The organism is Pseudomonas sp. AD21 (assembly GCF_002878485.1).
Taxonomy (GTDB): domain Bacteria; phylum Pseudomonadota; class Gammaproteobacteria; order Pseudomonadales; family Pseudomonadaceae; genus Aquipseudomonas.
This window is the reverse complement of sequence record NZ_NQYG01000032.1, coordinates 1-19,860: the sequence shown is the minus strand read 5'-3', so window position 1 is coordinate 19,860 and position 19,860 is coordinate 1. Positions and strand designations below refer to the sequence as shown.

General features: G+C 62.3%; 15 protein-coding genes and 1 tRNA gene. 4 read left to right on the top strand and 12 right to left on the bottom strand.

Annotation, left to right across the window (positions count from 1 at the left end):
* Positions 1–55: 55 nt before the first annotated feature.
* The 3 genes from PseAD21_RS18485 to PseAD21_RS18475 form a co-directional block, all read right to left on the bottom strand.
* Positions 56–1,108 (bottom strand): 3-keto-5-aminohexanoate cleavage protein, encoded by a 1,053-nt coding sequence (locus tag PseAD21_RS18485; RefSeq protein ID WP_102356924.1) that lies wholly within the window; start codon positions 1,106–1,108, stop codon positions 56–58.
* A gap of 86 nt (positions 1,109–1,194) precedes the next feature.
* Positions 1,195–2,043, bottom strand: a complete 849-nt coding sequence (locus PseAD21_RS18480; RefSeq protein WP_102356923.1) for a TauD/TfdA family dioxygenase — start codon at positions 2,041–2,043, stop codon at positions 1,195–1,197.
* A 14-nt stretch (positions 2,044–2,057) separates the two neighbouring features.
* Positions 2,058–3,038, bottom strand: a complete 981-nt coding sequence (locus PseAD21_RS18475; protein WP_102356922.1) for a quinone oxidoreductase — start codon at positions 3,036–3,038, stop codon at positions 2,058–2,060.
* A 256-nt stretch (positions 3,039–3,294) separates the two neighbouring features.
* On the opposite strand from PseAD21_RS18475, the gene PseAD21_RS18470 reads away from it, so the two are divergent.
* Both PseAD21_RS18470 and PseAD21_RS18465 read left to right on the top strand, forming a co-directional pair.
* Complete coding sequence (locus tag PseAD21_RS18470) at positions 3,295–4,524, top strand: molybdopterin-dependent oxidoreductase (RefSeq protein WP_102356921.1); 1,230 nt, start codon at positions 3,295–3,297, stop codon at positions 4,522–4,524.
* Between the two features lie 10 nt (positions 4,525–4,534).
* A complete protein-coding gene (locus PseAD21_RS18465) occupies positions 4,535–5,161 on the top strand; it encodes a c-type cytochrome (RefSeq protein ID WP_102356920.1) in 627 nt (208 codons plus the stop codon).
* 1 nt (position 5,162) lies between these two features.
* Here PseAD21_RS18465 and PseAD21_RS18460 read toward each other — a convergent pair whose 3' ends face one another.
* Together PseAD21_RS18460 and PseAD21_RS18455 are read right to left on the bottom strand one after the other, a co-directional pair.
* Positions 5,163–6,776, bottom strand: a complete 1,614-nt coding sequence (locus tag PseAD21_RS18460) for a mechanosensitive ion channel family protein (RefSeq protein WP_102356919.1) — start codon at positions 6,774–6,776, stop codon at positions 5,163–5,165.
* A 71-nt stretch (positions 6,777–6,847) separates the two neighbouring features.
* Positions 6,848–7,477: a TetR/AcrR family transcriptional regulator gene (locus PseAD21_RS18455; protein WP_102356918.1), complete on the bottom strand. Its 630-nt coding sequence runs from the start codon at positions 7,475–7,477 to the stop codon at positions 6,848–6,850.
* Positions 7,478–7,633: 156 nt separating this feature from the next.
* Here PseAD21_RS18455 and PseAD21_RS18450 point away from each other — a divergent pair, with 156 nt between their 5' ends.
* A complete protein-coding gene (locus tag PseAD21_RS18450; RefSeq protein WP_102356917.1) occupies positions 7,634–9,016 on the top strand; it encodes an aspartate aminotransferase family protein in 1,383 nt (460 codons plus the stop codon).
* Between the two features lie 279 nt (positions 9,017–9,295).
* Here the strand turns inward: PseAD21_RS18450 and PseAD21_RS18440 are convergent.
* From PseAD21_RS18440 to fdnG, 7 genes are all read right to left on the bottom strand, one after another.
* Positions 9,296–9,391: transfer RNA gene (locus PseAD21_RS18440), tRNA-Sec, on the bottom strand.
* Positions 9,392–9,398: 7 nt separating this feature from the next.
* The gene (gene selB, locus PseAD21_RS18435; protein ID WP_102356916.1) at positions 9,399–11,315 is read right to left on the bottom strand and encodes a selenocysteine-specific translation elongation factor; all 1,917 of its coding nucleotides are present in this window, start codon (positions 11,313–11,315) and stop codon (positions 9,399–9,401) included.
* A complete protein-coding gene (gene selA / locus PseAD21_RS18430; RefSeq protein WP_102356915.1) occupies positions 11,312–12,724 on the bottom strand; it encodes an L-seryl-tRNA(Sec) selenium transferase in 1,413 nt (470 codons plus the stop codon). The genes selB and selA overlap by 4 nt, the downstream gene beginning before the upstream one ends.
* Before the next feature lie 112 nt (positions 12,725–12,836).
* Positions 12,837–13,763: a formate dehydrogenase accessory protein FdhE gene (gene fdhE, locus PseAD21_RS18425; protein WP_102356914.1), complete on the bottom strand. Its 927-nt coding sequence runs from the start codon at positions 13,761–13,763 to the stop codon at positions 12,837–12,839.
* A 3-nt stretch (positions 13,764–13,766) separates the two neighbouring features.
* Positions 13,767–14,432, bottom strand: a complete 666-nt coding sequence (locus PseAD21_RS18420; protein ID WP_102356913.1) for a formate dehydrogenase subunit gamma — start codon at positions 14,430–14,432, stop codon at positions 13,767–13,769.
* Positions 14,429–15,364, bottom strand: a complete 936-nt coding sequence (gene fdxH, locus PseAD21_RS18415; RefSeq protein ID WP_102356912.1) for a formate dehydrogenase subunit beta — start codon at positions 15,362–15,364, stop codon at positions 14,429–14,431. Before fdxH ends, PseAD21_RS18420 begins: the two co-directional genes overlap by 4 nt.
* On the bottom strand, positions 15,365–18,430 hold the full coding sequence (fdnG, locus tag PseAD21_RS18410) for a formate dehydrogenase-N subunit alpha (RefSeq protein WP_146011298.1): 3,066 nt from the start codon (positions 18,428–18,430) through the stop codon (positions 15,365–15,367). It lies immediately after the preceding gene.
* Positions 18,431–18,755: 325 nt separating this feature from the next.
* Between fdnG and PseAD21_RS18395 the strand changes: the two genes are divergently transcribed.
* Positions 18,756–19,860, top strand: a 1,105-nt coding sequence (locus PseAD21_RS18395; RefSeq protein ID WP_102356909.1) for a MalY/PatB family protein, incomplete at its 3' end; no start/stop codon positions are given.

Here is a 19,860-nt window from a genome sequence, read left to right as displayed (position 1 = left end):
GAGCGTTTCAGGTGAAGCAGCGAGCGAGGGCGTCAGCCGCCCTCGCCCGCGTCGGTCAGCGGCGTTGCGGCACGCCTTTCTGCCCGGCCTTGCGGTTGGGCGCCATGCCATTGGCCAGCAGGGTTTCTTCGACGCTCTGGTATTGCACGCCGATGCGATAAATCTCCCGGGCTTCCTTGCCGCTGGCGATGTCCCGGCCCAGTTCATGGGCAATGCGCACGGTCTGCCGGATCTGCTGCACCGAGCTGAAACGCGCGCCCTTGTGATCGATGATCGTGTCTTCGTTGCCCACCCGTGGGTGCAGGCCCATGGCCAACGCCATGGTGTTGAACGGCAGCACGTTCTTCAGCAGCGACTCGGAGGTCAGGGTGCAACCGTCCGGCACGCGGTGGATGAAGTTGAAGAAGTTGAACGGATTGGGGCCGTCGAAACCGCCGCCGATGCCGATCCAGGTCAGGTTCAGCGGGCCCATGTACACGCCGCTGCGCACCAGGCGCATCAGGGTTTCCAGCGCATGCATGCCGGTCAATTGAAAGTGCGGCTGCACCCCCGCCGCCATCAGCCGGCGCAGGTGTTCGGCGACCCAGGCCGGGCCGGCCGGCACGGTCATTTCACTGTAGGCGGCATGTATCGCCGGGCTCGCCAGCGAGGTGCCTTCGAGGTATTGCGGGTACAGCAACTCCATGATGTTCATCTGGGTGGTGTTGATCGCCACCGTGACCTGATCCGGCTTCGGCGTCAGCTCCGCCAGCATGTGCCGGGTGTCATCCGACAACCACTTGGCCGCTTCGCCTTCGCTTTCCGGGGCGAAGGAAATCGAGCCGCCGACCTGAATGATCATGTCCGGCACCGCTTCCCGCACTCCGGCAATCAGCTCATTGAATTTGGACAGGCGCTTGGAGCCCTTGCCGTCGAGTTCACGCACATGCAGGTGCAGCACGGTGGCGCCGGCCTCGTAGCAATCGACCGCTTTCTGCACCTGCTCGTCCATGGTCAGCGGGATGTCTTCGGGGAAGTCTTCGGGCATCCACTCAGGACCGTACGGGGCCACGGTGATGACGACTTTTTCCATGGTTTCCGGGTGCAGGGAATCGTCGAGAAATTGCATGGTTTACTCCTGTTTTTATGATTGTCCGCCCAGCCGGGTTCACACCGGCCCGGCGTCTTGACGAGGAAAAATGCAACAGTGCTGTATCAGTACGGCTTGTCGCCGACGATCGCGGCCCGATCCATCTTGCGATGGCACGGCGGGTAGTCCATCACGGCGTAGTGCTGGGTACTGCGGTTGTCCCAGATCGCGATGCTGTCGGGCTTCCACCGCCAGCGCACCTGATACTCGGGGATGTAGGCCTGACTGATCAGGTAGCGCAGCAGTTCGCCGGCACCGGGGTTGGCGTCCTGGCCGAAGCGCACCCGATCCGGGGTGTGGAAGTTGCTCAAATGGGTGGCGAAGGCGTTGACGAACAGCACCTTCTCGGCGGTTTCCGGGTGGGTGCGCACCACCGGGTGCTCAGCGTCCGGGTACAGCGCCTTGAGCGCCAGACGTTTTTCGATCGGCATCGCTGCACCGAAACTCGCTTCGATGCTGTGGCGTGCGCGCAGACCAGCGATCTTCGTTTTCACGTCATCCGGTAACCGCGCATAGGCCTCGACCATGTTCACCCACATGGTGTCACCGCCCACCGGCGGGCATTCCACGCAGCGCAACACGCAGCCCATTGGCGGCGCTTCACGCCAGGTGGCGTCGCTGTGCCAGGAATTCTCGTAACGTTCCGCCGGATGCTCCGGGCTCTTGTAGATGCGCACCAGACCCGGATGCTCCGGGTCGCTGCCGGCCACCGGATGATCCTCCAGCTCACCAAAGCGTCGGGCGAAGGCTACGTGTTGAGCGCGGCTGATGGGTTGATCACGCAGAAACACCACCCGGTGCTTGAGCAACTGTTGGCGGATTTCGGCAAAAAGGTCGTCGTCATGCACGGCATCGGCGAGGTTCACGCCGATCAGTTCCGCGCCAATGGTGCAAGTCAACTGTTCGACTTTCATGGCTGACGACTCCCTTAAATGACGAAAATCGATGAGCCCGTGGTCTTGCGTGATTCCAGGTCGCGATGGGCCTGAACGGCATCCTGCAAGGCGTAGTGCTGATTGATTTCAATCTTGATCCGACCGCTGCCGACGTGATCGAACAGCTCGCCGGCGAGTGCGGCTTTTTCCGCTGGATCGGCGATGTAGTCGGCCAGCGCCGGACGGGTCAGGAACACCGAGCCCTTCATCGCCAGCAACACCGGGTCGAACGGCGGTATCGGCCCGGACGCAGTGCCGACGCAGACCATCAGGCCCCGGCGCTTGAGCGAATCGAGCGACCCCATGAAGGTGTTTTTGCCGACGCTGTCGAACACCACGTTCACCCCGACCCCGTCAGTCAGTTCGCGAACGCGTTGCGCCACGTCTTCATGGCTGTAGTTGATGACGTGCTCGCAACCATGGGCGCGGGCGATTTCAGCCTTGGCCTCGGTGGACACGGTGCCGATCACCTTCAGGCCGAGCAACCGCGCCCACTGCGCGACGATCAGGCCAACGCCGCCCGCCGCCGCGTGCAACAGAATGCTGTCACCTTCCTTGAAGTCGTGGATACGCCGCATCAGGTAGGCCGACGTCAGGCCGCGCATGGTCATCGCGGCTGCCGTTTCGAAACTGATGGTTTCCGGCAGTTTGATCAGCGGTGCGGCAGGCATCAGGCGTTCGGTGCTATAGGCACCCAGGGTGTTGAGGAACCCGGTGTAGGTCACCCGATCACCGACGCGGACGTTGCTCACGCCCTCGCCGATGGCCTGGACCACGCCGGACGCCTCGACGCCCATGCCGGCGGGCAGTGGAATCGGGTAAGTGCCGTTGCGAAAGTAGGTGTCGGCGTAGTTCAAACCGACCGCGACATGACGCAGGCGCACCTGGCCCGGACCTGGATCACCGACGTCGACCTCTTCCAGGCGAAGGACTTCGGGACCACCGGTTTCGTGAAAGCGTATGGCTTTGGCCATGTTTTCTTATTCTCCCTGCAAGATTGGCGGGCTGCCTCGTTGGGCGTTGACTGGACTGTAGGACTGCCGCCGCCGGGTCGCTTCGCATCAGACGACAATGACTTTTCATTTCATGACAAATTTGCGGCAAGGCCCAGTGATGGCGGGTCTGTCGTCAAATGCGAAGCCTCTGACGTGCAATGAAAAGCGACAGCTTTCGCGAGGCGGCTAGTGTTGAGGGGATCGATACCGATCACCCACAACAAGAGAGAACTCCATGAAGGACGACTGCAACCCGAGCCGTCGACGCCTGATGCGTGACGCCCTGGCCCTGACGCTGGCTGCCTCACCGCTGGCCCGACTCGCCAGCGCGGCGGAGCCGAATGCCGAGCAAGTGACCTTCGCCGCCGGTCCGCGTCCGCGGGTGCAATATCCGCAGAAACGACCGCTGATTCTTGTCACCACCCGCCCACCGCACCTTGAAACACCCTTCAGCGTATTTAATGAAGGCCCGCTCACGCCCAACGATGCATTTTTCGTCCGCTACCACTTGGCAAACTTTCCGCTCAGCATCGATCCCGACACTTACCGGCTGACGGTCAAGGGCTCGGTCGACACACCGCTGTCGCTGTCGCTCGCGCAGCTCAAGGCTCTGGCCCCGCCGGTGGAAGTGGTTGCGGTCAACCAATGTTCGGGCAACAGCCGTGGTTTCTCGACGCCGCGCGTGTTCGGCGCGCAATTGGGCAACGGCTCCATGGGCAATGCGCGCTGGCTCGGGGTGCCGCTCAAGGCGCTGCTGGACAAGGCCGGCGTCAGGCCCGAGGCGCGTCAGGTAACCTTTCGCGGGCTGGACAAACCGGTGCTGCCGAGCACGCCCGAGTTCATCAAGGCGCTGGACATCCGCCATGCCACGGACGGCGAGCCGCTGATTGCCTGGTCAATGAACGGCAGTGACCTGCCCTTCCTCAACGGCTACCCGATTCGTCTGGTGGTGCCGGGCTATTTCGGCACCTATTGGGTCAAGCACCTGAGCGAGATCGAGGTGATCGACCAGACCTTCGACGGCTTCTTCATGAGCAAGGGCTATCGCGTGCCCGACAACGACTGTTTCTGCGTGGCGCCCGGCACGGCGGCAGCGAAAACCCTGCCGATCTCGACGTTGCCGGTGCGCAGTTTCATCACCAGCGTCGCCCCCGGCGACGTACTGCCGCGCGCCACCGACGTGATGCTCAAGGGCATCGCGTTCGATGGCGGCGCCGGCATCGACAAGGTGCAGGTCTCGCTGGACAACGGCAACAGTTGGCGCGACGCGACGCTGGGCGAGGATCTGGGCCGCTACTCGTTCCGCGAATGGACGTTGACCGTGACCTTCAGCGATCCGGGCGTCACGCCCTTGAGCGTGCGGGCGAGCAACCGTGCCGGCGAGGTTCAGCCGCTGCAAGCCGACTGGAACCCCGGTGGTTACCGGCGCCACGCCGTTGAAACCTTGCATGTCACCGTCGCCTGAGGAACCTTGCATGAAACGTTCAAGCACCCGTTCGCTGTACGCCGTGCAGCTGTGTTTCCTTGCCGCGATGGCCAGCGCCGCGCCTGTCACCGTCAAGCTGCCGGCAGAAACCGCCACACTCAAATCCGCCACGCTGCCGGGCTACGCCTTGGCGCAACAGAAATGTTCCACCTGCCACTCCGCCGACTACATCAACTTCCAGCCACCGGGCATGAGTCTGGCGCAATGGACCGCAGAAGCCGGCAAGATGCAGCACACCTACGGCGCGCCCATCACCGATGAGGACGTGAAACTCATTGGCGCCTATCTGGCCGTGACCTACGGCAGTGCCAAGGCCATCGACCCCGAAGTGCAAGCCGCCTCAATTGCGATGCCCGCCCAGGCCTCATCCGACGTCACGACCTTGCTGCAGAACAACGCTTGCCTGTCGTGCCACGCCATCGATCACAAAGTGGTCGGGCCGGCCTATCGCGATGTTGCCGCCAAATACGCCAGGGACCCGCAGGCACTGACTAAACTGATGGCCAGCATCGAGCATGGCAGCGCCGGTAAATGGGGTGAAGTTCCGATGCCTGCGTTTGCGCAGTTGAGCGCCGATGAGCTGCAAAAACTGGCGGCGTTCGTGTTGCAACAGTGATTCACGACTCCTTCGGCGGTTGCGCAGGTGCGGTGTACCACTTGTCCTTCGGCACCCACTTCTCGTGTTGTGGGTCGCCCAGATAGTGCGGCGACATGATCTGCACGCTGTACTCGTTGAACACGTCCTGAATGTTGGCGTGCAGCATGCTCAGCAGCACCGCCCTCGGGCGTGGCTGGCTGGGAATCGCCTGCGCCCCCAGCCGATACTCGGGATAGAAGTCCGACAGCGCGGTCTGGAACACCTGGGCCGCCGGGTCTTCAAGAACCCCCGGGGTGCGCCTGGCCGCTTCCAGCAACATCGCCTCGACCTGGCGCCATGGTGTGTCGTAGCCGATGGTGACCACGGTATCGACCACGTAACCCCGGCCCTGCACGGTGCGCGAGTAGTTTTTGGTGACGGTGCCGGTGATCATCGAATTGGGCAGTGTCAGCACTTCGCCCAGCCCTGTACGAATGCGTGTGGTGAACATGCCCAGTTCGGTGACGGTGCCTTCGTACTCGCCGATTTTCACGAACTCGCCGGGGCGCAAGGTGCGGGTGTACGTCAGGATCAACCCGGCAGCGGCCTGCCCCACTACGCTGGTGGCGCCGAGGGAAATCATCAGGCCGATCAGCACCGACAACCCCTTGAACGCATCGGTGCCCGCCCCCGGCAAATACGGATAAGCCATCGCCAGGGCAAACAGCCAGATCGCCAGCGCGGTCAGGCGTTGGGTCGGTTGCAGGGTTTCGTGGTTCAGCCAACTGAAGGTTCCCGGGGTCGCCATACGCCGCAAAATGCGCCGGGTAAACGCCGTCACACCACGGGCGATAAAGAATATCGCCAGCGCCACGCCAAGGCCGGGAATCGCCCCGACAATGCCGTCCAGCAGATAAGCGGCCAGTTCGAGCAGGTAGTTGTTGAGACGTTCACCCCAGGGTCGGGTGTAGGGAAATCGCGACAGGACGAACCCGAGCCACTCATAGGTCAGCAGCAGGATCACCAGCCAGCGCAGTACCAACAGCAGGCGACTGACCAGCGGATAAAGGAAATTGGCGTCGATCAACTGCACCCGCCCGACCTTCAGCGCCTGGGTGTGGCGATCCATCAGTTCGGGCAGTTTGCTCAGCAACTTGCGACGCAGATACGCCAGGCACCAGAGCAAGCCGAGGTAGATCACCGTGGCCACCGCAGCCAGCGCCAGCGACCGCAGGATCAGGTGCAGGCTGCGTGCCTCGCCGGTTTCAGTGACCACCTGACGCAGCTTCTCGGCGGCGCCTTCGGCCGCCTGCTGCACCGAGGCGTATTCGACCCCGTCAACATCCTTGGGTGCAACGATGAACGCTCGTTTATCCCCCAGCAGAACCATGTAGCTGTTCTGGATCGGATCGACCGAGACCGTCAGATTGTCCGATTCATCCAGCGCCTCGCTGATGACCATCTTCGCCCGCTTGACCCGCGCCGCCGGCGACTCGCCCAGCAGCGTCGCGCGAAACAGCATGATGCTGCGGTTGGCGACCTTCAGCTCCACCGCCTCGTCCGCCGGTTTGACCGCGTCTTCCAGTGCCCAGCCAAGCCCGCTCCAGAGCACGGCGAACACCATCATCGATACCGCCAGCAGCCTGCTTCGCATGCGCGTGATTCCTTACGCCCGGGTGTCAGAAAGGGATACGTAAGGCAGCGTAGTTGAGCGATGAACGGTTGTCAGATCGGGACTGCAGGCTTCTCCTCACCCGTCAACATGCCGTGGCACAACAAGTTCAGTACACCGCGCATATGCTCAGCGTGCGCGTCTCTATCCGGCGTGGCCTCGGTCGCCAGGCGGATGAACGCCATGTTCGCGTACTGGTTGAACAGCGTCGCCGCCACGTCCAGATCGACCGATGCACGCACCTTGCCCTGCGCCTGAAAATGCCCGAGCAGCGCCTTGGTTTCTTCGATCACCGCCGCATTCCACGGGCTCAAGGCCTGCGCCAGTTCGCCAGTCAGCAGAAACGGCGCCAGTTCGCGCCACAGCGACGCCGGCATTGCTTGCAGCTGGTAATCGGTCATCAGCCCTTCGAACTCACACAGCGCTTCAAGCGGATCGCTGTCGTCATCCAGATTGGCCCGCGCATCACGCATGGCCTGCTCGTCCGGCTGCTTGAGCAAGGCCAGCAGAATCTCCTGCTTGCCGCCGAAGTAATTCACCACCGTTGGCGCGGACACCCCGGCCTGCACCGCGATCTGGTCCAGCGTAGTGGCTGCAAAGCCGTTGGTCTTGAACAGCTCAAGTGCCGCCTCGGCGATCACCTGCCGGCGCTGTTCCTTCTGCCGCTCTCTGAGTCCGCTCATGTTGCCTCTGATGATCCTTGCCAATGCGACTCAGCCTACGGATATCTTTTTTCACCGACAAATATTTTCTTTACAAAAATATTTTTAAGTGACAAATATTAGCCGTGCAGCGCTGGAATGAACGCACTTACCCGCCCCATTCTCTGGAGATCAGCCATGTCCGCCGAATTCGATCCGACTCGCAGTACCCGCGATTACCAGGCCGCCGACGCCGCCCACCACATACACGCGTTCGTCGACCAGAAGGCCCTCAACGAGGAAGGCCCGCGGGTGATGGTCAGCGGTGATCGCCTGGCGTTGTGGGACAACGACGGCAATCGTTACCTGGACGGCATGTCTGGCCTGTGGTGCACCAACCTCGGTTACGGACGCAGGGACTTGGCCGCCGCCGCGACGGCGCAGCTGGAACAACTGCCCTACTACAACATGTTCTTCCACACCACTCACCCGCAGGTGATCGAGCTGTCGGAACTGCTGTTCAGCCTGTTGCCCAAGCACTACAGCCACGCGATCTACACCAACTCCGGCTCCGAAGCCAACGAAGTGCTGATCCGCACCGTGCGCAAGTTCTGGCAGGTCATGGGCCAGCCCGAGAAGAAAATCATGATCGGCCGCTGGAACGGCTATCACGGTTCGACCCTCGCCGCGACGGCGCTGGGCGGCATGAAGTTCATGCACGAAATGGGCGGCACCATCCCTGACGTGGCGCACATCGACGAGCCGTACTGGTTCGCCCATGAAGGTGACCTCAGCCCTGAAGAATTCGGCCTGCGCGCGGCGAAACAACTGGAAGACAAGATTCTCGAACTGGGCGCCGACAAAGTCGCCGCGTTCGTCGCCGAACCCTTCCAGGGCGCCGGCGGCATGATCATCCCCCCCGCCACTTACTGGCCGGAAATCCAGCGCATCTGCCGCAAGTACGACGTACTGCTGTGCGCCGACGAAGTGATTGGCGGTTTCGGCCGTACCGGCGAGTGGTTTGGGCACCAGGCCTTTGGCTTCGAACCGGATACCCTGTCCATCGCCAAAGGCCTGACCTCCGGTTACATCCCCATGGGCGGGTTGATCCTGTCGCGACGCATGGCCGAGGCGCTTGTAGAAAAAGGCGGCGTGTTCGCCCACGGTCTGACCTACTCCGGGCATCCGGTGGCTGCTGCGGTGGCGATTGCCAACCTCAAGGCCCTGCGCGACGAAGGCGTGGTCAAACAGGTGAAAAACGACACCGGCCCGTACCTGCAGAATTGCCTGCGCGAAGTGTTCGGCAACCACCCGCTGGTGGGTGAAATTCAGGGCGTCGGTCTGGTCGCCGCACTGCAATTCGCCGAAGACAAAGCCACCCGCAAGCGTTTCGCCAACGAAAACGACATCGCCTGGCGCTGCCGCACCATCGGGTTTGAGGAAGGCTTGATCATTCGCTCAACCCTCGGCCGGATGATCATGGCCCCGGCCCTGATCGCCACCCGGGCCGAACTCGATGAGTTGGTCGACAAAACCCGCATCGCCGTCGATCGCACGGCCCGCGAATACGGGCGCCTGTAATCAATACCCTGTAGGCGTGAGCCTGCTCGCGAAGGCGGCGTGTCAGGCAACATCAGCGTTGAATGTCACACCGCTTACGTGAGCAAGCCCACTCCCACCTTGGTTTTGTGGGGTGTCAGAGATCGACAGGTATCTCACCGCCTCACAGCAAAAGTGCAGGAACTGCCTGGAACACAGCTCCCTGTGGGAGCGGGCTTGCTCGCGAAGGCGCCAAGTCAGGCAACATCAGCATTGAATGACCCACCGCTATCGCGAGCAGGCTCATTCCTACAAGGGGATTGGCGGAAGGCAGCCGGAGTCGAACCTGCCCGGGAACGGATGCCGTCCCCAACCGGGTTTGAAGCCCGGCCGCGCCACCGGGCGCGATTGCCTTCCTTTGAACTCAGGGTACGTCGGTGCTGGCCAGCGCGTTGTCGTGGCGGATCACGCGGGACTCGCCGATGCGTCGGGTCAGGCCGAGGCGGTCGAAGTATTCCAGGTACTGAATACAGCGTTTGCGTCCCAAGCCTAGCGCATCACGAAAAGTTGTCACCTGGATCGGCGGATTTTCCTGTTCCAGTTGCAGCAACGCACCGGCCATGCGCCGCAGTTGCACGTCAGTCAGAAACAGGTCGCGCACCACCTGATGCATCAGCCCCAGGCGCGCCAGTTTGCGCAGCAGCAAGCGCACCACCGCGTCGTCCTCACCGAGCATTTTCGCGACATCGCGCACCCACGGCGGATCAGACCCGGCCTGTTCGAACAGCGGCTGCATGCGCTGCCACAGGGTTTCGTCTTCGGCATTCAAACGCACCTGATGATCCGGCAGGTGCAGCCACGGCCCGCTGGCGTTGATCGATCCGGCGGCGCGCAGTTCTTCCAGCAGGCTGGCAAAGGTCGAGCGCTCCAGCGCCAGACCGCTGAAGCGTCGCAGACGGTCGCGATCAGGCCCCATCTGGTCGGGCTCCAGCTCATGGAATTTCGCCAGTTGCTCCAACAGGGTGAACTTCAGCTGCCCCCAACGCTGCACGTTGAACAGCACCGGGCCTTGGCGGGTGTCGATCAGGCACACGTTCGCCGCCAGCGACCAGTCGCCACGCGGACGATTGAACTGGCGCTCCAGCCGCTGCGGATCAAGTCCACCGGTGCCGTGATTGAGCAGCACCGGCAGCGCGTGCTCTAGACTTTCGCTGCGCGCCAGGGCTTGCAGTTGCGCCAGCCGTTCCGGGCTGCGGCGTTGCCTGGCCGGGGCGAACGGGTCGAGCACCTGGCCGCCGCCGAGGGTGCGTTGCGCGCTCTGGTCACGCAAGATCACCCGATCACCCTTTACCGCATGCACCGGGGCGTTGATCAGCAATTGCGCGAACATGCGCTGGCCAGGACTCAAGCGCGGGCCTTCGAGCAAAGCCACGCGGGCGATGACATCTTGAGTACCGAGGTGCACGTGCACCGGGTGAAAGTGTTCGAACGTACGCTCACCCGGCAGCAGCTGAAACTCGATGTCGACCCGTTGCGTCGGTGCGTGCAGCCACTCGGCCAACAGCCACTGGCCGCGATGGATCTGCTCCAACGTCAGCCGATCGCCACTGATATTCAGCGCCACGCGTTGCCCGGCGAAGGCCTTTTCGGCGGGTTGATTCTGCGCATGCAAGCCACGCACCCTGACCGATTTGCCGGACGGCCCGAGCGCCAGTTTGTCCCCGACTGAAACCGTGCCCGACAACGCCGTACCGGTGACCACGATCCCGGCGCCGGCAACGCTGAAAGCGCGGTCGATGGCCAGGCGAAAACCGCCTTCGCGGCTGCGTTCATGCGCTTCGCCGTGAATCTGTAGCAAGCTCTGACGCAATTCATCGATGCCCTGCCCGGTCACGCTCGACACGGTCAGAATCGGCGCTGCGGCAAACGGCCCGGATTCGAGCAAATCCAGAATCTGCCGCTGCACCTGCTCCACCCTGCCCGTCTCGGCCCGGTCACACTTGGTGATCGCCACCAGCGCCCGGCGGATGCCCAGCAGCTGGACAATCGCCAGATGCTCGCGGGTCTGCGGCATCACCCCGTCATCTGCGGCAACCACCAGCAACACCAGATCGATACCCTGCGCCCCGGCGAGCATGTTGTGAGTGAATTTCTCGTGGCCCGGCACATCGATGAACCCGGTCAGCCCGGCACCGGGCGCAAGTTCGGCATACAGATAACCGAGGTCGATGGTCATCCCGCGTTCGCGTTCCTGCGGGCGGCGGTCGCCGGATTGTCCGGTCAGGGCCTGCAGCAGCGAGGTTTTGCCGTGATCGATGTGCCCCGCAGTGCCGACAATCACGGGTCGACCTGCAACTGCGGCAATTGCGCGAGCCATACGGGTTCATCGTCGAGTTGGCGCAGATCCAGCCACAGTGCGTCGTCATCGATGCGCCCGAGCACTGGAATTGGCAGTGCGCGCAACGCCGCCTCCAGATTGAGCAGACAGCGCCCGCGCAAGCGTTTCGACACTTGCGGGCGCAGGCACAACGCGGCACTCGGCAGACGCGCCACCGGTTGGCTGCCGCTGCCGATCATGCCCAAGGCTTTCACCGCGCTGACATGCCAAGGCTCGCCGATGACGCGTGCCAGCGCCGGTTGCAGGCGCTTGGCCTGGGCGAAAATGTCCGCTTGCGGACGAGTCAACAAACGCAGACTCGGCAGGCGCTCGGCGAGGCGATCCGGATCGCGATACAGGCCGAGCACCGCTTCCAGCGCCGCCAGGGTCAATTTGTCCACCCGCAGCGCGCGTTTCAGCGGGTTTTTCTTGATCTTCGCGATCAATTCTTTGCGTCCGACAATCAACCCGGCCTGCGGCCCGCCAAGCAATTTATCGCCGCTGAACGTAACGATATCCGCGCCGTCGAGAAGCGCCTGCCGCACCGTCGGCTCGGCCGGCAAGCCCCAGCGGGTCAGGTCCAGCAGGCTGCCGCTGCCCAGGTCCTCCAGCAATGGCAAGCCATGGCGATGAGCCAACTCGGCCAGCTCGGCGGTCGGCACCCGGGCGGTAAAGCCTTCGATGCTGTAGTTGCTCGCATGCACGCGCATGATCAAGCCGCTGCGCGGGCTGATCGCCGCTTCGTAGTCGCGAGCATGGGTGCGATTGGTCGTGCCGACTTCATGCAGACGCACTCCGGCGCGGGCCATGATGTCGGGGATGCGGAACGCGCCGCCGATTTCGATCAGCTCGCCGCGTGAGATGATGCCTTCCTTGCGCGCGCCGAGGCTGTTGAGCGTCAGCAGCACCGCAGCGGCATTGTTGTTGACCACGGTGACCGCTTCGGCGCCGGTCAACTCGCGGATCAGGCCTTCGATCAAATCATCGCGATCACCACGCTTGCCGTTGGCCAGATCGAACTCGAGATTGAGCGGATAACGTGCGGCCATCTGCACCGCGTCGATGGCTTCTTCAGGCAACAAAGCGCGGCCGAGGTTGGTGTGCAGCACCGTGCCGGTCAGGTTGAATACCCGGCGTACGTTGCTGCGCTGTTGCTGGGCCAGACGCTCGCCGACGCGGCCGGCGAGCACTTCGGGGCTGATTTCAATCGCCGACAATTGCCCGTTCAACACGTCTGCACGCAGTTCATCCAGCAACTGGCGCAAACGGCTCAGCAACGCCTCACGACCGTAACGCTCAAGCAGCGGCACACAGGCCGGATGACGCAACAAACCATCAATGGACGGTAAACGCGGGGCAACACTTGCGGACATCAGCCACTCCCGAAAACAAAAGTCTTTCCGGCATGACCTGACGCAACGCGTCTAAACACAGCACACCGGCCCCCCAATTGTGGGATGTTTTTCAGGAGTGTAGACGCTCTGGTCATTCGTCTCCCGGCGCCAGCAACAGATTCGGTGCCAGACGCTGATAACCATCCTGCGCAAGACGCATGTCGAGCAACAGGCTGGTGAGATCCGCTGACAGCGCTTCGCCTTCGGCATCGTTTTCCAAATAGACCAGTTTCAAATAGCTGTTGCAGCCCGGGCAGACCTCCGCCCGAATCGGCGCCTGATTGGCCGCATGGCGATCGTCTTCAAGGCTCAGGTAATCCAGGCCTTTGCTCGACTCGCAATACACGCACTTGACCCGCACCACATGCCATTCGCAGGCACACAGCGAGCACACCAGATAACGCAGACCGTTATGTTTACCGCGATGGCGGATCACCCCGGCCATCGCCGGTGAACCGCAACCCGGGCACTGGCTGAGGCTGTCGCCGGGTTTCAGTTGCAGGTTGGGTGCGCTGAGCAGCCAGTGGCTCCATGCCGCTTGCAGCCCGGCGCCGAGAAACGGCACCAGTTGCGCCGGCACCATCGAGTACTGGCCGCTGACCAAGGCCACGGCCCACGCGCGCAACTGGCCCGAACTTGCGCCCTGCAGAGCATTGACCGCCTCAACAACGGCGGGCTGTTCAACCGGCTCATAGCGTTTTAGCAGGGCGCCGAGATACGCCTGCCAACCCTCTTCGCGCACCAGCGTGTCGGCAGCGAACGGCGGCAAACCGTGTTGCTGACAGGCTTCAATCCTTTGCTGATCAAACGGTGCCGTCAGCGGTGGATCGTCGAAAACCTGCTGCTGAGCCCGGCACAACCCGGCGATCAGACGCAGGTACTCGGCCAGCGGATGCCCTTCGGCCAGGTGTTCCAGGCGTTGCGCGCGCAAGGTGAACAGATTGTGCGGTGGCAGGTGCAGAAACGGCGGCGAACTGGCCGCCGCTTCGATTTCCCCGGGTTCAAGAATGGTTGCCAAAGGTCAGCCCTTTTTGGTGATCGGTCGCTCCGGCACGTCCGGACGATGTTCATCGCTGGTGATGTCGCGGTACCAGAGTTCGTGGTGTTTCTTCGCCCAGGCGCGGCTGACCCAACCATGCAGCATCGCGTCCACCGAACCCTTGATCCACAGACCGGCGTAGATGTGAATGATGATGCTCAGGATCAGCACAAACCCGGCCAGCGCATGCAGGAGCATCGCCCAGCGGATCACGGTGATGCCGAAATATGCGCTGAAATACACGCGCCAGATCACCAGCCCGGTGAACAGCAAACCGAGCATGCACAGCAGTAAAGTCCAGAACAGCATCTTCTGCCCGGCGTTGTACTTGCCCACCGGTGGCACGCTTTCTTCATCGTTGACCAACACCCGATCAATGCGGCGCATCCATTTCCAGTCATTGTCGATAAAGAAGTTCGCACGCCAGAAACGAAACACCAGGCCGAGGAACAACACAAACATCGCCATACCCATGAACGGATGCAGAATCCGCGTCCACGGCCCGCCGCCGAACAGGTTGCTCAGCCAGAACAGCGACGGATGAAACAACGCCAGTCCGGACAGCCCGGCCATGAAAAACAGAATCGCCACCAGCCAGTGATTGGTGCGCTGGTTGGCGGTGTAACGCAGGATCGTCTTGTTGCTCATGGCCGCTCCTCCCCGCGTGGATCGAAGGTGTGCACCGCCGGGTCAACGACATGCACCGAAGTGTCCGGTGGCGTCGGCTGCTCATCCTCTTCGGTGCGGTTCGGCCCGATACGCACGTAGTGGAAGAACCCGGCCAGCACCGCCACACCCATCGCCAGCAGGCCTAGCGGTTTGCTGATGCCTTTCCACAGGCCCACGAGCGGACTGATGGCCGGCGCATCCGGCAACCCGGCGTAGATCTTTGGCGTATCGGCGTGGTGCAACACGTACATCACATGAGTCCCGCCGACGCCTGCCGGGTCGTACAGACCGGCGTTGTCGAAGCCACGGCTTTTCAAATCGACGATGCGCTCGGCGGCGTGTTCCTTCATATCTTCCTTGGTGCCGAAGACGATGGCGCCGGTCGGGCAGGTTTTCACGCAGGCCGGCTCCAGTCCTACCGCCACGCGATCCGAACACAAGGTGCATTTGTAGGCCTTGTGATCTTTCTGCGAAATGCGCGGAATGTTGAACGGGCAACCGGTGATGCAATACCCGCAGCCGATGCAGTGATCCTGATCGAAATCGACGATGCCGTTGGCATGCTTGATGATCGCCCCGGGACTCGGGCACGCCGCCAGGCAACCGGGCTCAGCGCAGTGCATGCAGCCGTCCTTGCGGATCAGCCATTCGAGGTTGCCGGCGTCGGTTTCGTGCTCGGTGAAGCGCATCAAGGTCCAGGTTTCTGCGCTGAGGTCCTGCGGGTTGTCGTAGGTGCCGTGGTTGTGGCCGACCTCGTCGCGCAGCTCGTTCCATTCCGAGCACGCGACCTGGCAGGCCTTGCAGCCGATGCACTTGGTGGTGTCGATCAGCTTGGCGACTTCCTGCTGATTCCTCACCGAGGGCGGCACCGTGGTGGTGGCCGAGCGGGCAATGATGTCTTGGCTGGCCATTTATAGTTTCTCCACGTTGACCAGGAATGACTTGGATTCCGGGGTCTGTGTGTTGCCGTCGCCGAGGAACGGCACCAGGGTGTTGGTCAGGTAACCGTGACGCGTCTGACCGGTGAAACCCCAGTGCAGCGGGATGCCGATCTGATGCACCACCTGACCGTTGACCTGCAGCGGCCGGATCCTTTTCGTCACCACCGCCACCGCTTCGATAAAGCCGCGCTTGCAACTGACCCGCACCCGATCTCCGGCAGCGATGCCCTTCTCTTTCGCCAGCACTTCACCGATTTCCACAAACTGCTCAGGTTGCGCAATCGCATTCAACTTGCAATGCTTGCTCCAGAAATGGAAGTGCTCGGTGAGCCGGTAACTGGTGCCGGCGTACGGAAAGTCCTTGGCTTCGCCGAGGCTTTCCCAGACCGAGTCGAAGATCCGCGCCGCCGGGTTGCTGGTGGCTTTCTTGTTTTGCGGGTGCAGCGGGTTGATGCCGATCGGCGTTTCGAACGGCTCGTAGTGCTCGGGGAATGGCCCTTCGTTCATCTTGTCGACGGCGAAGAACCGCGCCACGCCTTCGGGGTTCATGATGAACGGATTCATTCCGGCCTCTGGAGGCACGTCGGCCTTGTAGTCCGGCACGTCGGTGCCGCCCCAGGCCTTGCCGTTCCACCATACGAGGCGTTTTTTCGGATCCCACGGTTTGCCCGAGACATCCGCCGATGCACGGTTGTAGAGGATCCGCCGATTGGCCGGCCACGCCCAGGCCCAGCCCAGGTGCTGGTGCATGCCATACGGGTCGGCATTGTCGCGCCGGGCCATCTGGTTACCGGCCTCGGTCCAGCTGCCGGCGAAGATCCAGCAACCGGACGCGGTGCTGCCATCGTCCTTGAGCTGAGCGAACGCCGCCAGTTGCGAGCCGGCCTTGACCATCGCGCCACTGGCATCGGTGAAGTCGACCATGGCGCTGCCGTTGATTTCCTTCGCCAGTTCCTCCGGCGATGGCTCGTCGGGGATCTTGTACGGCCACGACAGTTTCAGCAGCGGATCGGCGAATTTGCCGCCCTCGGCCTGATAACGCTTGCGCAGGCGCAGGAACAGTTCGCTCATGATACGAATATCGGTCTGCGCTTCGCCAGGGCCGTCGGCGCCTTTCCAGTGCCATTGCAGCCAGCGACTGCTGTTGACCAGCGAACCGTCCTCCTCGGCAAAGCAGGTGGTCGGCAGGCGAATGACTTCGGTCTGGATCTCGGCGCTTTTCACGTCGTTGTACGGCCCGACGTTTTGCCAGAACTCCGAGGTTTCGGTCGCCAGCGGGTCCATCACCACCAGCCACTTGAGCTTGGCCAGCGCGCCCATCACCCGGTTCTTGTCCGGCAGCGCGGCGATGGGGTTGAAGCCTTGGCACATGTAGCCGTTGACCTTGCCCTGGCTCATCAGGTCGAACATCTTCAGGACGTCGTAGTTGGGAATGTCGAGTTTCGGCAGATAGTCGTAATTCCAGTTGTTCTCGACGGTGGCGTTGGCGCCGTACCACGACTTCATCAGGCTGACGTGGAATTTGCTGTAGTTCTGCCAGTAGGACAACTGCCCCGGACGCAGCGGCATTTGCGTGCGTTTTTTGATGAAGGCGGTGTAGTCCTGTTCGGCATCGCCACCCAGGGTCAGATAGCCCGGCAACGAGTTGGACAACAACCCGAGGTCGGTCAGGCCCTGAATGTTCGAGTGTCCGCGCAGAGCATTGACGCCCCCGCCCGGCATGCCGACGTTGCCCAGCAGCAATTGCACCATCGCGGCACTGCGGATGATCTGCGCGCCAATCGAGTGCTGCGTCCAGCCGAGCGCATAGAGAATGGTCATGGTCTTGCCCGGCGTGGAGCACGTGGCAATCTCATCCCAGATTTTCTGCATGGCATCGACCGGCATCCCGCAGATCTGGCTCGCGAGGTCGATGTTGTAACGGCTGTAATGCTGCTTCATCAGTTGATAGACGCAGCGCGGATCCTGCAGGGTCGGGTCGACCTTGGCAAACCCGTCCTCACCCAGCTCGTAACCCCAGCCAGACTTGTCGGTATAAGTGCGCTTGGCCACGTCGTAACCGCTGAAGATACCGTCTTCAAAGCCATAGCCTTCTTTGACGATAAACGAGACGTCGGTGTAGTTGCGCACGTATTCGTGCTGGATCTTGTCCTCGGACAGCAGGTAATTGATCAGCCCGCCCATGAAGGCGATGTCGGTGCCGGTGCGGATCGGCGCGTAATAGTCGGCCACGGACGCGGTACGGGTAAAACGCGGATCGACCACGATCAGCCGGGCGGCGTTGTGCGCCTTGGCCTCGGTCACCCATTTGAAGCCGCACGGATGCGCTTCTGCTGCGTTGCCACCCATCACCAGGATCAGATTCGCGTTAGCGATATCGGTCCAGGTATTGGTCATGGCACCACGGCCGTACGTCGGGGCAAGACTTGCCACCGTCGGGCCGTGTCAGACACGCGCCTGGTTATCGAACCCCAGCATGCCGAGACTGCGAATCACCTTCTGGGTGATGTAGCCCGCCTCGTTGGACGCTGCCGACGCGGCGAGGAACCCGGTGGTGAGCCAGCGGTTCACCGTTTGCCCGGTGGCATTCTTCTCGATGAAGTTGGCGTCACGGTCGGTCTTCATCAGATCGGCGATGCGATCCAGCGCTTCATCCCAACTGACGCGGGTCCATTCGCTGCTGCCGGGCTTGCGCACCTGCGGGTATTGCAGGCGGCCCGGGCTATGAATGAAGTCCAGCAGGCCCGCGCCTTTTGGACACAGGGTGCCGCGGTTGACCGGGTGATCGGCGTCGCCCTCGATGTGAATGATATTTTGCGCGACGTTCTTCGCGGCATCGCCCTGGCTGTACATGATCAACCCGCAACCGACCGAGCAATACGGACAGGTGTTGCGGGTTTCATGGGTGTGGGCAAGCTTGAAGTGGCGCACCTGCTCGGCGAAGGCCAGCGTCGGGGCCATGCCCAACGCGCCCAGGCTAGAGCCTGCAAGGCCGATACCGGCGACCTTGAAGAATTGACGACGGCTGAGATCCATCGTGCACTCCTGATCAGGTGGAACCCGGTACTGGTGCCGGGTTTTATCTGGACAATCACGGTTGCGGCAGAATGGCTGCCGACTTTTTCACTGTAGACAAAGACCACACACTCTGTGTGAAAACCGACCGTCGGCGACAATCGGTCATGCGCTGAGAAACCTGTGGGAGCGAGCCTGCTCGCGAAGAGGCCCTGTCAGTTGAGACAAATATTGACTGACACACCGCCTTCGCGAGCAGGCTCGCTCCCACAGGTTTTGTGTGCTCCCACCGGGCCATGGGCTTAGAATGCCCGGCAGGACCCATCCCGCCTTCACGAGACCGCGCATGACTTTCGATTTTGATCAGGTATTCGACCGCCACAACACCGGCAGCACCAAGTGGAGCCGCTACCCGGCCGATGTTTTGCCGATGTGGGTCGCTGATATGGATTTCGCCGCGCCGCCGGTGATCATCGAGGCCTTGCAACAGCGTCTGCTGCATCCGCTGGTGGGTTACAGCGTGGCCCAGGACAACCTGCGTGAAGCCATCGTCGCCGACCTGTGGAACAAGTTCGCCTGGAAGGTCAAACCGCAGGAGCTGATCTTCCTGCCGGGCGTTGAGTCCGGCTTCAACATGGCTTTGAAAGCCTTGGTGCAACCGCAACAGAACGTCGTGGTGCAAGTGCCGAACTACCCGCCGCTGCGGCATGCGCCGGGCCATTGGGGGCTGAACAAGGTCGAACTGGAATTCGTCGCCCAGGCTGACGGCACCTACGCCACCCCGCTCGACACCTTGCGTGACGCGCTGAACGGTGGCGGCGCCCTGCTCCTGAGCAACCCGCACAACCCGATCGGCAAGGTGTTCGGCCGTGAAGAGCTGCAAGCCGTGGCCGATATCTGCGCGGCACAGGACGCCTGGATCATCTCCGACGAGATCCATGCCGAGCTGTGCTTCGATGGCCGCGTGCACATTCCGACCGCCTCCCTGAGCCCGAAAATCGCCCAGCGCACCATCACCCTGATGTCGGCCAGCAAGGCTTACAACATCGCCGGCCTCAAGACATCGTTCATGATCATCCAGGACACAGCCCTGCGCGAACGCGTCAACCACGCCCGCTGCGGCATGGTCGACAGCGTCAACCCGCTGGGCATGGAAGCGACCCGCGTCGCCTACAGCGAAGGCGCACCGTGGCTCGCCGAATTGAAAACCTACCTGCAAGCCAACCGTGACTGGCTGGTGGACGCCGTGCGCAGCCGCTTGCCGGGCCTGACCATTAATGTGCCGCAAGGCACATACCTGGCGTGGCTCGATTGTTCGGCGCTGGGGCTGGACAATCCGCAGCAGTTCTTCCTTGAGCAAGCCAAGGTCGGCCTCAGCGCCGGTGTGGATTTCGGCGATCAGCACCAACAGTTCGTACGCCTGAACTTCGGCTGCCCGCGCTCGCTGCTCG